Origin of the sequence: Kineococcus sp. TRM81007 (assembly GCF_022669155.1) — a bacterium.
Lineage (GTDB): Bacteria > Actinomycetota > Actinomycetes > Actinomycetales > Kineococcaceae > Kineococcus.
Genome location: NZ_JALBVB010000052.1, coordinates 79,231 through 93,543, shown reverse-complemented (window position 1 = coordinate 93,543; position 14,313 = coordinate 79,231). Strand labels below are relative to the sequence as shown.

Genomic DNA, 14,313 nt, shown 5'->3' with positions numbered 1-14,313 from the left:
GACGCGCACGCTTCCCCCAGGTGGAGGACGACCGGTCAGGTGACGGGTCCCAGGTCGAAGAGCTGGAGGTACCAGCCGGCGAGGTCGGCGCCGACGAAGAGGGCCGCGATCGCACCGGCGAGCATGTGCGGGCCGAAGGGGATGCGTGTCTTGCGGCCCGCGCCGCTGAACAGCAGCAGGGCCACGCTGACGACACCTCCCACGAGGAAGGCGAGGAAGGCACCGACGAGGAACTGGGACCATCCCCACCACGCCAGGTACAGGCCGAGGACGCCGGCGAGCTTGACGTCCCCGAAGCCCATCCCGCCCGGCTTGACCCGGTAGAGCGCGTAGTAGAAGGTCCACAGCGCGAGACCACCGAGCGCTGCGCGCCCGAGCCAGCCCCACTGCCCCGTGCCGGCGCTGGCGACGGCCAGCAGCACGGGGGCGACCAGGTACGACGGCAGGACGATGACGTCCGGCAGTCGCTTGACGTCGAGGTCGATGGCGGCCAGGGCGACGGCGATGGCCGCCAGGTACAGGTGCGCGGGCAGCGCCCACGACCAGCCGACCAGCCAGGCCACCGCGGCGAACAGCGCACCGGTGAGCAGTTCGACGACGACGTAGCGCGGGCTGATCGGCCGGGCGCAGTGCCGGCAGCGGCCCCGCAGGGCCAGCCAGGACAGCACCGGGACGTTGTCCCGCCGCAACAGCGGTGTGCCGCACCCCGGGCACCGGCTGGCGGGGGCCACCACCGACTGCCCCAGTGGTACGCGGTGCACGACCACGTTCAGGAAGGAGCCGACCAGGACGCCGAGGGCACCCGTTGCGGCGACGAGGGCGATCACCGCTGCGCCAGGCCCTGGTTCTCGCTGAACGAGGACACCAGCCAGGGGTCCTTCGCCGGTCGGAGGAAGGACGGAGGGGGCATGGACACCAGCCGGGAGTCGTAGGCGTAGTCCTTGACGTAGCCGGTCCTGCCGGACAGCGCGACCGCACCGCGCTGCTTCTGGTAGATGCCACCGAAGACGCTCAACGTTCCGAGGGCGGCTCCCCGGTCGTAGTTCTGCACGGTGAAGGAGTTGGACACCGACAGGAGCGCCGCGTGCACCTCGATGTTCTGGACGGAGCCGGCGAGGTTGGCGTACACGCTGGCGGTGTCGGCCCCGAAGTCGGAGGCGTCGTTGACGCACGCACGGTCGACGACACTGGTAGCGCACCGCACGGGGTGGTAGATCTCCACGTTGCCGGTGCCTGCGATGAGGCCGAGGACGTCGGTGCCGGTCGAGCTGCGGCCGGAGACGTACGTGGTGTTGCCGGTGATGACGACGCGGTCGGCGGAAGCGATGGTGTAACGCCCCTTCACCCTGCCCTCGACGAAGACGTCCCCGGCGGCGCAGGAGTACGTGGTGACGTCCCCCTGGACCGGGTAGGTGTTGAGGACCCGGGGACCTCCCGCAGCAGGGTCGGTGCACTGACCGGAGAAGGCGTCCACGTAGATGACGCCACTGCTCGGCCCGGAGACGGTCTGGGCCACCCCCGAGGACAGGTTGCTGCCGCAGGCTGAGGAACTGGCGGCGGTGCGCGGACTGGTCACCGTGTACCCCCCACCGGCCTGGAACACGATGCGCGTCGGGCCCGTGTACAGGCAGCCTGCGGTACCCGCGGCAACCGCACGGATCTCACCGTTCGACGGCGGCAGGCTCACGTCCTCCTGGGTGATCGCGGGCTTCTGGCCGTTGAGGTTGTACCCGGAGGAGCCGTTGCTCGAGGCGTCTCGCCAGGGCGCGCCGGAACGCGGCGCCGGGGAGTAGCTCGGTTGCCAGTACGTTTGAGCAGAACCGATGAACGTCGGCTTGCTCTGGGCGCTGCCGCCCAGCATCAGCGCGTCCTTGGAGTAGAGACGGCCGGAGATCACGTCCTGCGGCCCGAACTGGATGTCGCACGAGCGCTGGGCGGTACCTGAGTAGGACCTGTTCCGGTTGGTGTAGATGACGTACGTCTCGACGAAGGGAGTCTCCTCGAAGGAGGTGCTGCTGTCGTACCTCGCTCGCCGGCCGTTGCCGCTGCCGTCGTTGTACCAGGTCCTGCTGCACCGCTCGGCGTCGGCGACGCTCAGGCCGCCGTACTCGATCTTGGTTCCCCACTCCGAGCATCCGTTCCACCACGAGGAGGCGAGGCACACGCGGTTGCGGGCGAAGTCCTCTGTCAGGGGCACGACGCGGGGGCCGAAGCGGGATCGCATGGTGCTCGGCGAAGGAGCCTCCCGCTCCGTGTAGTAGATGTACTGAAGGAAGCCCTGCTTGCTCAGCTCGATCGTCACGGTCCGCTGCTGACCGTCGACGTCACCGGTCGACCGGAGGCGGATGCGACCAGGCGTGGCGGTCCCGTCCGGCGCGCTCAGGATGTCGTACGTGAACTTCGCCCGGCCGGACCCGTCGGTGCCCGGAACGGAAGCCCAGGTGAGCAGCGCGGGACTGTCCGTGCTGCCTGGGCACGCCCGGGTGAAGGACTGCCCGGTCACGGCCTTGAGCTCTTCGTCGCGGGCATCACGCCAGTAGGCGTCACAGGCGTTGAGCCGGGTGACGAAGTCGTCGACGCCGGTCTGCGCCGCGGCCAGGGCGGCTTGTGAGTCGGCGTTCTCACGGCTCGGCTTGAGGTTGGACATCGCGATGGTGATGGTCGTGGCGACGACGATGGCCACGACCATCATGGTGATCATCACGAAGGCGAGGGCGTACCCCTCGTCACCGTCGCGGTGGACGCTCCTGCTCATCACGATTGCCCCACGGGGTTGACGAAGCTGACGTAGTTGCTGAACGTGGCGGGGCCCCCGGTCTCACCGACCGGGGGTGTGACGGCGATCTGGACCCGCACACCGGACACGGCGTCCAGGCCGGCACCCGTGACGGCGCCCCCGGCATCCACGGGCAGCGTGGAGTCGGGGAACTGCTGGCCGTCCGTGGGGCCCGACGCGACGTCGTCGACCAGGTACCCGGTGAAGATCCTGCCGGCGGGGACGCTGACACGGTGCGCCACCTCCCGCGAGGAGTTCGGCCGGCCCGGCCAGACGAGGCTGCCATCGAGGTTCACGCCGGTCGAGGTCCAGCGCTCCTCGCGCAGCACCGGGTCGGCGGGGTCGGAGGTGTCGAGGTACAAGCGGACCCTGGTGGGACGCTTGTCCTCCGCCCGTGTGACCCCGATGGCGGACAGGTTCGCCAGGAAGACGACCTCGGTCGGAGCGAGGACGGAGAAGGCGCGAACGGTCGGGCCGGGGGCGGCGTTGCCGCCCTGCGGCGGTACCGGGGTGTAGTTGGTCGCCGTGCGCAGCAGGGTGGCGGTGTCGTCCAGGGCGACCCGTGCCTGAGCGGCACGTTCCTGCCGGCCGTCGGCGAGACGGGTGGTGTCGAACGCTTGCGTCATGGTGAGCATGACGACGGTCGAGAGGACACCCGCGACCAGCATGGCCACGAGCACCTCCACGAGGGTGACGCCCTCGTCCGCGGGATCGCCGCTACGGCGGGTGGCGGTCACGGCGCGGTCACCTCGATCGTCCGGGTGGTCAGGGGACCGACGTCCACGGACGTCCGGTAGGCGGCGTTGGGTTCGGTCGCGGACACGCTGACACGCCAGGAACCGGCGGGGATCGCGATCCTGCCCGGGCTGCTCGTGGTGATGCCGGTGAGCTGGTACTTCTCGTTGGGGTCGTTGACGTTGACGACCCAGACGCTGCCGACGACCGTCCGGCCCCCCTTCTTCAGGACGACGTCCAGCCCCCCGAGCCCTGAGACGTCCACGGGTGTCGACTGTCCCGGAAGGGGCTTGATCGTGGCGACCGTCCGCGGCGAGGTGGTGCAGTTGCCGCAACCGCCGGCCGCTGCCCGGTACCCGCTGGTGCGCGGGAAAAGCCCCTGCACGTTCCAGGTGGCGCGGTCGGTCCCGGCACCGCTCTGGTCGGCGCACACCGTGGTCGTGGAGGAGCAGGCTGCCAGGACCAGGGGCGCACCCTGCGCGTCCCCGTTGAAGAGGGTCACGGGCACGCCCGCGGGCACGGGGTACCCGGCCGGCACGGGAGCGGTGATGACGGGTGTGGACGCACGGTCCCACTGGAAGCCGGGGTGCTTGGTGACCTGCTTCGCGACCACGGTGGTCACCACGGCGGTGCTGGGCGCGTGCCCCGGGTCGACGAAGCCGGACTGCCGGAGCTCGGCGCGGTAGCCGGCGCCGGCCTCGAGGTTCGAGAAGGCCACGCAGCCGTCGGCACCCGTCGCACGGGTGGCCAGAGCCACGCCGTTGCGGCTGAGCGCGACGGGGGAACCAGCGAGGGGACGGCTCTCGCGGTCGACCACCTTGAGGGTGAGGGTGCCGCGGGTGCTCGAGGAACCGGTGATCGGCAGGTTCCGGTAGGTGTCGGAGCGGACCGGGGCGACGTCGCCCATGCCGTCCCAGGTGACCGTGACGGTGACCCGCCTGAGGGCTTCCGCACCACTGGCGCCGTCGCAGGCGGACCCGCCCACGTCAGCGGTCTGGGAGTCGACGGTGGTCGTGACGCGGTAGGTCATCCTGCCGCGCTGGACCTCGACCGAGGCGTCCGCCAGGGTGCTCGGGTCGGCGTCGCGAGCGAGCTCGATCTGCTCGGCGGCCAGGTTGGTCGCCTGCACGCGGCCCTCGCTGGCCGCAGCTGCCCGGACCGCCGTGGTCAGCGCGACGGCGACGGTGGTGCCGAGGATGACGAACAGCACGGAGGCGACGATGACTTCGACGAGCGTGAAGCCGGTGTCCCGCGGTTCTTCCTGCACCACTGCTGCTCCTCGATCGTGTTTTCGGGGGTCGCGGAACGGGGGAGGCCCCGTGGGCCTCCCCCGTCACTGGCTCATCGTCAGCAGGCGCTCGACTCGGGCTTGCCGGTCGCGCTGTTGAAGCTCCAGTACTGGCTGTCCGTGTCACCGTCAGCACCCTTGAGCTTGGTGCTGGTCAGGTCGAGGCAGTACGCGGTGCCACCGGACGTGATCTCGATGGAGTTGCCGTCCGACGTCTTGAACATGCCCGCGGTAGCCGTAGTGGGGTAAGTGCCGGTCTCACCGAACTGCTCTTCCATCACCGTGGCGGCGTTGCGCAGGTCGGACTGGGCCGAGCGCGCCCACGCCTTCTCCCGCTGGTTCAGGAAGGTCGGGATGGCGATGGCGGCCAGGATGCCGATGATGACGATGACGACGAGGAGCTCGATGAGGGTGAACCCCTGCTCCTTGTCCTCGTTGGCCTTGCGGATGCGAGCGAGCATGGACGCTCCCCTTCTGGATCGTGAGCCGCTCGCTGGTCGCGCACCGTGGCCGGTGTGGCGGCTCTTGTACTCAAGCCATCGGCCCGGTCGGCGCCGCCCTTGAGCGCCTGGTGACCGCTTCACCCCCCTGGAGCAGTGACCGGCCGCGGGGACGGCGACGGCCCGTGAGCACGGGTGCGCTCACGGGCCGGCTGCGGGGGTGTTGGGACCTACTTGATCTGGTCCATGATGCTGAACATGGGCATGTAGAGGGCGATCACCATGGAGCCGATGATGCTGCCCAGCACGGCGATCATCAGCGGCTCCAGGAGGGCCGTGAGGCTCTCCGTCATCGCCTCGACCTCCTGGTCGTAGAACTCGGAGATCTTCTCGAGCATGGCGTCGATGGCCCCGGTGTCCTCACCGACGGCCATCATCTGCACCATCATCGCCGGGAACACCTTGTGCTTCGACAACGGCCCGGTGAGCGACTCGCCGTTGCGGACGCTCTCCTGAACGTCCCGGATGCCGCGGGTCAGCGTGATGTTCCCGGTGGTCTCCGCGACGATGTCCAGGGCCTGCAGGATGGGCACGCCGGCGGCGAGCATCGTGCTCATGTTGCGGGCGAAGCGGCTGAGCGCCACCTTCTGGAACAGCAGTCCGAAGACCGGCACCTTCAGCTTCAGCGGGTCGACGACACCGCGCACGCCGTCGCGGTTCTTCACCCGCTTCCAGACGAAGCCGAAGGCGATCAGCAGCACCGCGGCAGAGGGTGCGACCCACTTCATCTGCTCGCTGAGCACCACCAGCAGCTGGGTCGGCGCCGGCAGGCTCCCGCCCAGGGAGGCGAACATCTCCTTGAAGACCGGGACGACGAACATCAGCATGCCGAAGACGGCGGCCACGGCCATGATCAGCACGACGACGGGGTAGGTCATCGCCGACTTGATCTTGCCGCGGAGCTTGACCTCGGACTCGTAGTTCGCCGCGATGCGCAGCAGCACCCCGTCCAGGAAGCCGCCGACCTCACCCGCCCGGATCATGTTGGTCATGAGCGGCGGGAACACCAGCGGGTGCTTGGCCATCGCCGTCGACAGCGCCGTGCCCTGCTCCACCTCGGCACGCACCTCGTGCAGCACCTTGGCCAGCTTCTTGCTCTCCGTCTGCTCGGCCAGGATGCCCAGGGCGCGGATGAGCGTCAGGCCCGAGGACACCATCGTCGCGAACTGGCGCGACATGACGGCGATGTCCTTCATCCCCACGCCGTTGGACCCCGGCAGGGTGATCTCCATCTGGAGGCCCTGGCCGGCCTTGGACTCGGTGACGCTGATCGGTGCCATGCCCTGGCTGCGGAGGCGCTGCAGCACCGCGTCCTGGTCGGACGCCTCCAGCCTCCCCTTGACGAGCTTCCCGGCGCGGTCGCGGACGGCGTACTCGAACGTCCGCTGCCCCTTGGTGGCGGTGGCCATCGGTCGGTCCTCTCTCAGATCCGGCCGGTGAGGCGGCGGAACTCGTCGGCGGCGTGGCACTTCTCCAGGCCGTGCTCGAACGTGATCTGTCGGGTGCGGACGAGTTCCGCGAGGTGCTGGTCGAGGGTGTGCATGCCGAACTGCGCGCCGGCCTGCATGGCGGAGCCGATCTGGTGGGTCTTGCCCTCGCGGATGAGGTTGCGGATCGCGGGGGTGGCGACGAGGACCTCGGTGGCGACGACGCGGCCGCGGCCGTCGGCGCGCTTGCACAGCGTCTGGCACACCACGCCCTGGAGGGCACCGGCGAGCTGCACGCGGATCTGCTGCTGCTGGTGCGGGGGGAACACGTCGATGACGCGGTCGATGGTCTGCGCGGCGTCCTGGGTGTGCAGGGTGCCGAACACCAGGTGGCCGGTCTCGGCTGCCGTCAGCGCCACCGAGATCGTCTCCAGGTCGCGCATCTCGCCGACGAGGATGATGTCGGGGTCCTGGCGCAGCACGTGCTTGAGCGCGTTAGCGAAGGACTTCGTGTCCTCCCCCACCTCGCGCTGGTTCACCAGGCAGCTCTTGTGGCGGTGGAGGAACTCGATGGGGTCCTCCACCGTCATGATGTGGTCCTTGCGGGTGCGGTTCGCCAGGTCCACGATCGACGCCAGCGTCGTCGACTTGCCCGAACCGGTGGGGCCGGTGACGAGGACGAACCCGCGCTGCAGGCCCGCGAACGAACCCACCACGGGCGGCACGCCCAGGTCCTCCAGCGGCTTGATCTCGTACGGGATGCGCCGGAACGCCGCCCCCAGGGACTCGCGCTGGCGGTACACGTTGACGCGGAAGCGGGAGTGCCCGGGCACCTGGTAGGCGAAGTCCAGCTCCAGGTTCGCCTCGAACTGCTCGCGCTGCTTCTGCGTGAGGATCGCGTAGATCGCCTGCTGCAGCACCCGCGGGGTGAGCTTGTCGAAACCCTCCAGCGGGGTCAGCTCGCCCGACAGGCGCACGGTCGGCTCCGCACCGGACGTCAGGTGGATGTCGGAGGCACCCGCCTCCAGCCCGGCGACGAGGACGTCGTTGACCTTGAACGCCGGGCCGCTGTCGTCGCCGCCGGAGGTGACCAGCGCCTCCACGTCGACGGGCTCCTGCTGCGGGTCGGGGGCGAGCAGCGGCACCGCGGGACGCACCAGGTCCTCGGCCAGCCCCGGGGTGGCCGGGGGCTGGACGGCGCGCGGGGCGGGCACCTCCACGGCGGTGGTCTCCGGCACGGGCGCGTCACCGGTGAGCTTCGCCAGCAGCGCGCTGACGTCGCGGCGCGGGGCCACCTCGCCGTCGGGCCGCAGGTTCACCGGCACGTAAGCGTCGACGGGCCGACCAGCGGCACCCGCGTCGTTCATCTCGCTCCCCTCCACGGCGCCCGCCACGGCGCACGGCGGCGCCGTCGGTCGGCACCGTCCTCACCGTGTCGGCGCGGCGGGTGCGCGTCTTGAGGGGACGATCACCGCCGGGGACGGGTGTCAGCCGTTCGGGTCAGAGGGCCGGCGGGGAGGGGTCAGGGGGTCAGCAGCTCGGCGACCGAGGTGACCAGTCGCGCCACGCCCAGGTCCAGCTCGGCCGGCGGGTCGCCCGCGACCAGGGTGACGTCCGAGCGGTAGGTTCCGGCGTCGAGGGCGAAGGTCTGCACCACCTCGTCCCGCGGATCGACGATCCAGTAGTGCGGCAGACCGGCGGCCGCGTACTTCGTCGCCTTGCGCACGAGGTCGTCACCGCGGTTGCCGGACAGCACCTCGACGACGAGCGCGGGCGTACCGGTGAACCGCGCCGGACCGCCCGCTTCCACGTCCGCGATCGCGCACACCATCACGTCGGGGATGAACTCGTCGCGCGCGGGCTTCCACGCCCACGTCGGCACGGCCCGGTGCGTGCCGGGCAGCACCCCCCTCAGGGCCACCAGCAGGTTCACCGAGATCATCTGGTGACGGAAGGACGGGCTCGGGTTCACGACGAGGTGCCCGTCGACGTACTCGTACCGGGGCCCCTCCGGGAGCCGCGCGTACTCCTCCCAGGACATCGCCTGCCCGGGACGGGCCGTGGTCGGGACCGACACGTGAGAGCACCTCCTCCCCTCCGGGGCTCCAGGTTACGGCTCACGCCCGCGCGCGCTCCCGCAGCACGGCGAGCCCGGCGGCGCGCATCGCCTCCAGCGGCGCGGTGCGCCCCGTCATCAGCTCCACCTGCGCCGCCCCCTGGTGCAGCAGCATCTCGAAGCCGCCGATCACAGGCCCGGCCCAGCGCTGCGCCAGGGGCGTGGGCCACGGCGCGTAGACGACGTCCAGCAGCAGCGGGGCGGGACGCGACCCGCCCGGGGCACCGGTCGGGGCGAGGACGTCGGCGACGGCCTGCGAGGCACCGCTGGGCACCGTGGAGACCACGACGTCGGCGTCCAGGACGCTCGGCAGCTCCGCCCAGCCGCGCACCTCCACCTCGCCGCCGAGACGGGCCGCGACCCGCGTCAGCTCCTCGGCGCGGGCGGAGGAACGCACCACCGCCACCGGCCGCGGGCAGCCGGCGCGCAGCAGCGCCACCAGCGCCGAGCGGGCCGTCGCTCCCCCGCCGACGACCGCGCCGCGCGCCACGCCGACCGCGCCGGCCTCCGCGAGCGCCGCCACGACGCCGTGCACGTCGGTGTTCTCGGCCCGCAGGTGCACCCCGGCCCGGCCGGTACCGCCGGCGGGCCGGGGGGTGACCACGACGGTGTTGACGGCGCCGACGGCGCGGGCGAAGTCGCTGACCTCGTCGACGAGGGGCAGGACGGCCTGCTTCAGCGGCATCGTCAGGCTCAGCCCGGCCCAGCCGGTGTCCAGGGACGCCACGAGGCCGGGCAGGCGCTCCTCGTCGACCTCCAGCAGGTCGTACTCCCACCGGTGCAGGCCGAGGGCCGCGTAGGCGGCGCGGTGCAGGGCCGGGGACAGGGAGTGCGCGATGGGGGAACCGCAGACGGCGGCCCTCACCGCGCACCGGCCCCGGCGCGGGTGCCCGTCCGCGCGTCGACCCCGACGTCCGCTCGGGCGTTCACTCGGGCGTTCACTCCGACGTTCACTCGGACGTTCACTCGGACTCCGGGTGCTCCCGCAGGTACTGGCGGAACAGCTCCACGTTGGCGGCGTGCTCGGCGCCGGTCTCGGCGAAGCGCGTCTCACCCGTCGCGAGGTCCACCGTGACGAAGAACTTCCACGGCCCCGGCTCGGGGTTGACGGCCGCGCGCAGGGCGTCCATGCCGGGGTTGCTGATGGGCCCGGCGGGCAGGCCCTCGTGCATGTAGGTGTTCCACGGGGTGTCGGTGGCGCGCTCGTCCGCCGTGGTGGTGACGGTGGTGCCGCCGGTGCCGTAGCTGACGGTGGAGTCCAGCTGCAGCTTCATGCCGTCCTCGATGCGGTTCAGCAGCACCCGCGTCACCTTCGCCATGTCGGCGGCGCTGCGGGCCTCCTTCTGCGCGATGCTCGCCGTGATGATCACTTCGCGCTCGCGCTCGGGGGCCACGCCGAGCTCGGTGAGGGCCTGCTGGGTGCGGGCCACCATGCTGCTGAGCAGCTCCACGGCCGTCTCGTCGGGGTCCACCTCGTAGGTGGCGGGGAAGAGGTAGCCCTCGGCGTTCCCGCCGGCGGAGGCGGGCAGGCCGATGGCGGCCGGGTCGGCGAGGGCGGCTTCGACGTCCTCGGTGCTGAGGGGGGTCTGCTCCCCGATCAGCTCCACGACCTGCGTGACGCGCAGGCCCTCCGGGACGGTCAGCCGGGTGGTGACCTTCGAGGCGGGGTCCATCAGGAGGGCGACCGCCGCGGAGGCGGACATCTCCTGCTTCAGCCGGTAGGTGCCGGGCTGGATGCCGGCCATGCCGGGGTGGGCGGAGGCGGCGGAGATGAACGCCTCGGTGGTCTTGACGACACCGGCCTCCTGCAGGGTGCGGCCGATGGCGGTGCCGGTGTCACCGGCCTCCACCTTCACGTCGACGCTGCCCGTGCCGGTGCCCTCGTAGTCGTCGCTGGCGGTCAGCCGGCTGACGAGGGGCTCCAGGGTGCCCCAGGCGGCCCAGGTGCCGCCGCCGACGAGGCCGAGGGCCACGAGGAGGACGACGACCGCGCGCCAGGGGCGCCGGCGGCGGGGTCGGCCCTCGCGGGTACCGGGCAGGTCCATCAGGTCCATCACGCTTCTCAGCCCTCCGTGGCGTCGGGACGCTCGTGCGGGTCGTGCGCCGCGTCCGCCCCGGCGGGGCGTGCGGTCCTGCCGTGCCTGGCCTTGCGCCGCCGGGCGGGGCCGGCTCCCCCGGTGGCGGGGAGCACCTGGCCGGGTGCCCGCCCGGTGGAGCGTTCGGCGTCCAGGGCCGCCTGCAGCAGCACCACCGCGGCCGCCTGGTCGACGACGTCGCGGAACTGCTTCTCCCGCCGGCCCGCGTCGTGCAGGGCCCGGTGGGCGCCGACCGTGCTGAGGCGCTCGTCCACGAGGCGCACCGGCACGGGGTCGACGGCCACAGCGATCTTGCTCGCGTGCGCGCGCGCGCGCAAGGCCGCCGGACCCTCGGACCCGTCCATCGACAGCGGAAGACCCACCACGACCTCCACGGCGGCGCGCTCGCGCACCTCCGCGGCGACCTCGGCGACGTCCGCGTCGGCCTGCTCGTCGCGCGCGAGGGTGCGCACGGGAGAGGCGATCACCCCGGAAGGGTCGCACGCCGCGAGCCCGACGCGGACGCTCCCCACGTCCACGCCGACCCGCACCCCGGCCCGCACCGTCGCGGCGCCCGGCTCAGCGCGGGCCGGTGACGCGCCGGCCGACGGCGTCGCGCAGGCCCGTCAGGGCCTCACCGACCTTCGCGGGGTCCTGTCCGCCACCTTGCGCCACGTCGTCCTTGCCGCCGCCCCCGCCGCCGAGGGTCTGCGCGGCCTGGCGCACCAGCTCACCGGCCTTCACGCCCCAGCCGCGCGCCTCGGCGTTGGTGGCCACGACCACGACGGGGCGGTCCTTGGCGACGCCGGCGACGGCGACCACGGCGGGCCGCTCCTCGCCGAGGCGGGCGCGCACGTCCAGCGCGAGGGTGCGCAGGTCGTCGGCGGAGGCGGCACCGGCGTCGTGGGCGACGACGCTGACGCCGAAGACGTCCTGGGCGCCGGAGGCCAGCTGCGGGGCCAGCGCCAGGACCTGCCCGGCGCGCAGCTTCGCGATCTCCTTCTCGGCGTCGCGCAGCCGCGTCATCAGGGAGCCGATGCGGTCGGGCAGCTCCTCCGGGCGGGCCTTGACGACGTCGGTGAGGCGGCTGACGAGCAGGTGCTCGCGGGTCAGGAAGTCGTAGGCGTCGGTGCCGACGAGCGCCTCGATGCGGCGCGCGCCGGAACCGATGGAGCCCTCGGAGACGATGGAGACCAGCCCCACCTGCTGGGAGGTCAGGGTGTGCGTGCCGCCGCACAGCTCCTTGGACCAGTCGCCGCCGATGGTGACCACGCGCACGCGGTCGCCGTACTTCTCGCCGAACAGGGCCATCGCGCCGAAGTCGAGGGCGGCCTGGCGGTCCATGACCGTGGCGCCGACCTCGAGGTCGTCGGCGATGCGCTCGTTGACGACCCCCTCGATCTGGCGCACGGCGTCCGCGCCGACCTGGCCGCTGGCGGAGTAGTCGAAGCGCAGCCGGCCGGGGGCGTTCTCCGAACCGGCCTGGGTGGCGGAGTCGCCCAGGTGCTCGCGCACCACCTGGTGCACGAGGTGGGTGGCGGTGTGGGCGCGGCTGACGGCGCGGCGGCGCACCGCGTCGACCTCGGCGTGCACCCGGTCGCCGACGACGAGCTCGCCGGACTCGACGGTCGCGCGGTGCACGTACAGCCCGCGCACCGGCTGCTGCACGTCGCCCACCCGGGCGCGGGCGCCGGAGGCGGTGGTGAGGGTGCCGTGGTCGGCGAGCTGGCCGCCGCCCTCGGCGTAGAAGGGGGTGCGGTCCAGGACGACCTCGACGTCGGTGCCGGCCGGTGCGGACGGCACGCTCACCCCGTCGCGCAGCAGCACGACGACGCCGCCCTCGCTGTCGGCCTGCTCGTAGCCGGTGAAGACCACCGGGCCGGGCATGCCCTCCAGCGTGGTGCGGTAGCTGGACAGGTCCACCCCGCCGGTCTTCTTCGCGCGGGCGTCGGCCTTGGCGCGGCCGACCTGCTCGGCCATGAGGGCGCGGAAGCCGGCCTCGTCGACGGTGACGCCGGCCTCGGAGGCCATCTCCAGCGTCAGGTCGATGGGGAAGCCGTAGGTGTCGTGCAGCGCGAACGCGCGCTCACCGGACAGGGCGCTGCCGCCGGAGGCCCTCGTGGCGGCGACGGCGTTCTCGAAGATCGAGGTGCCGGCCACCAGGGTGCGGCGGAAGGCGTCCTCCTCGGCGTGCGCGACGCTCGAGATGCGCTCGAAGTCGGTGCGCAGCTCCGGGTAGGAGGCGCTCATGACCTCCATCGACGCGGGCAGCAGGTGCGGCAGGGCGGGTTCCTCCACGCCCAGCAGGCGCATCGCCCGCACGGCGCGGCGGATCAGGCGGCGCAGCACGTAGCCGGGGCCCTCGTTGCCGGGGGTGACGCCGTCGCCGATGAGCATCAGGGCGCTGCGCACGTGGTCGGCGACGACCCGCAGGCGCACGTCGTCCTCGTGCACGGCGCCGTAGCGCTTGCCGGACAGCTCGGCGGCCTTGTCCAGGACGGGGCGGACCTCGTCGATCTCGTACATGTTGTCGACGCCCTGCTTGAGGAACGCGACGCGCTCCAGGCCCATGCCGGTGTCGATGTTCTTGGCGGGCAGCTCGCCGGCGACGTCGAAGTCGGTCTTCGAGCGCACCGCGGAGAGCTGGTACTGCATGAAGACGAGGTTCCAGATCTCGAGGTAGCGGTCCTCGTCGGCCTCCGGGCCGCCGTCCGCGCCGTGCTCGGGGCCGCGGTCGAAGTAGATCTCCGAGCAGGGACCGCCGGGGCCGGGCTGGCCGGTGTTCCAGTAGTTGTCGGCCTTGCCGCGGCGCTGGATGCGCTCGGCGGGCACGCCCACCTCGCGCCACAGCGCGAAGGCTTCGTCGTCGTCGAGGTAGACCGTCACCCACAGCCGCTGCGGGTCGAAGCCGAGGCCGCCGTCCGCCTCGGGGGTGGTCAGCAGCTCCCAGGCGAAGGTGATCGCGTCGCGCTTGAAGTAGTCGCCGAAGGAGAAGTTGCCGTTCATCTGGAAGAACGTGCCGTGGCGGGTGGTCTTGCCGACCTCCTCGATGTCGAGGGTCCGCAGGCACTTCTGCACGCTGGTGGCGCGCTTGTACGGCGCGGGCACCTGGGCGGTGAGGTACGGGATGAACGGCACCATGCCCGCGACGGTGAACATGAGGCTCGGGTCGGAGGAGACCAGCGAGGCGCTGGGCACCACGGTGTGGCCCTTGCGCTCGAAGAAGTCCAGCCAGCGCCGACGGATCTCGGCCGTCTGCATCGAGGTGCCTCCTGCTCGTGCGGTGCCGCCGGGTCGGCCGCCCGGCGCTCGACCCTCGACCCTACCCGGAGCGCGGGCGCACCCCGCGCCGGCGGCCACCGGCGCGGACGGGAGCACCTCCCCCGACCCCCGCGG

The 14,313-nt window shown here is 72.1% G+C and carries 12 protein-coding genes; all 12 read right to left on the bottom strand.

All coding sequences use genetic code 11. From position 1 onward, the window contains the following. Positions 1-35 precede the first annotated feature (35 nt). Positions 36-827, bottom strand: coding sequence for an A24 family peptidase (locus MN205_RS10975; protein ID WP_242127150.1), 792 nt, complete (start codon positions 825-827; stop codon positions 36-38). After that, on the bottom strand, positions 824-2,755 hold the full coding sequence (locus tag MN205_RS10970; RefSeq protein WP_242127148.1) for a hypothetical protein: 1,932 nt from the start codon (positions 2,753-2,755) through the stop codon (positions 824-826). Before MN205_RS10970 ends, MN205_RS10975 begins: the two co-directional genes overlap by 4 nt. Then, positions 2,755-3,513, bottom strand: coding sequence for a type II secretion system protein J (locus tag MN205_RS10965; protein ID WP_242127146.1), 759 nt, complete (start codon positions 3,511-3,513; stop codon positions 2,755-2,757). Before MN205_RS10965 ends, MN205_RS10970 begins: the two co-directional genes overlap by 1 nt. Continuing rightward, positions 3,510-4,781 (bottom strand): type II secretion system protein, encoded by a 1,272-nt coding sequence (locus MN205_RS10960; protein ID WP_242127144.1) that lies wholly within the window; start codon positions 4,779-4,781, stop codon positions 3,510-3,512. The genes MN205_RS10965 and MN205_RS10960 overlap by 4 nt, the downstream gene beginning before the upstream one ends. 77 nt (positions 4,782-4,858) lie before the next feature. Further along, positions 4,859-5,260 carry a prepilin-type N-terminal cleavage/methylation domain-containing protein gene (locus MN205_RS21850; protein WP_308220270.1) on the bottom strand — a complete coding sequence of 134 codons (402 nt, stop codon included), beginning with the start codon at positions 5,258-5,260 and terminating at the stop codon, positions 4,859-4,861. A gap of 209 nt (positions 5,261-5,469) precedes the next feature. Further along, on the bottom strand, positions 5,470-6,708 hold the full coding sequence (locus tag MN205_RS10950) for a type II secretion system F family protein (protein ID WP_242127142.1): 1,239 nt from the start codon (positions 6,706-6,708) through the stop codon (positions 5,470-5,472). 14 nt (positions 6,709-6,722) lie between these two features. Continuing rightward, entirely contained in the window at positions 6,723-8,093 is a 1,371-nt protein-coding gene (locus tag MN205_RS10945) for a type IV pilus twitching motility protein PilT (protein WP_242127140.1), read from the bottom strand. 155 nt (positions 8,094-8,248) lie between these two features. Beyond that, entirely contained in the window at positions 8,249-8,803 is a 555-nt protein-coding gene (locus tag MN205_RS10940) for a Uma2 family endonuclease (RefSeq protein WP_242127138.1), read from the bottom strand. A gap of 40 nt (positions 8,804-8,843) precedes the next feature. Then, positions 8,844-9,707 (bottom strand): shikimate dehydrogenase, encoded by an 864-nt coding sequence (locus MN205_RS10935; RefSeq protein WP_242127136.1) that lies wholly within the window; start codon positions 9,705-9,707, stop codon positions 8,844-8,846. 97 nt (positions 9,708-9,804) lie between these two features. Further along, positions 9,805-10,896, bottom strand: a complete 1,092-nt coding sequence (gene mltG, locus MN205_RS10930; RefSeq protein ID WP_242127134.1) for an endolytic transglycosylase MltG — start codon at positions 10,894-10,896, stop codon at positions 9,805-9,807. 8 nt (positions 10,897-10,904) lie between these two features. Further along, a complete protein-coding gene (gene ruvX, locus MN205_RS10925; RefSeq protein WP_242127132.1) occupies positions 10,905-11,405 on the bottom strand; it encodes a Holliday junction resolvase RuvX in 501 nt (166 codons plus the stop codon). A gap of 91 nt (positions 11,406-11,496) precedes the next feature. Then, positions 11,497-14,178 (bottom strand): alanine--tRNA ligase, encoded by a 2,682-nt coding sequence (alaS, locus tag MN205_RS10920; RefSeq protein WP_242127131.1) that lies wholly within the window; start codon positions 14,176-14,178, stop codon positions 11,497-11,499. Between the last annotated feature and the right edge of the window lie 135 nt (positions 14,179-14,313).

Coding starts and splice junctions, on each gene's coding strand:
- MN205_RS10970 (WP_242127148.1), bottom strand. CDS start 2,755: ATGAGCAGGAGCGTCCACCGCGACGGTGACGAGGGGTACGCCCTCGCC.
- MN205_RS21850 (WP_308220270.1), bottom strand. CDS start 5,260: ATGCTCGCTCGCATCCGCAAGGCCAACGAGGACAAGGAGCAGGGGTTC.
- MN205_RS10950 (WP_242127142.1), bottom strand. CDS start 6,708: ATGGCCACCGCCACCAAGGGGCAGCGGACGTTCGAGTACGCCGTCCGC.
- MN205_RS10945 (WP_242127140.1), bottom strand. CDS start 8,093: ATGAACGACGCGGGTGCCGCTGGTCGGCCCGTCGACGCTTACGTGCCG.
- mltG (WP_242127134.1), bottom strand. CDS start 10,896: ATGGACCTGATGGACCTGCCCGGTACCCGCGAGGGCCGACCCCGCCGC.
- alaS (WP_242127131.1), bottom strand. CDS start 14,178: ATGCAGACGGCCGAGATCCGTCGGCGCTGGCTGGACTTCTTCGAGCGC.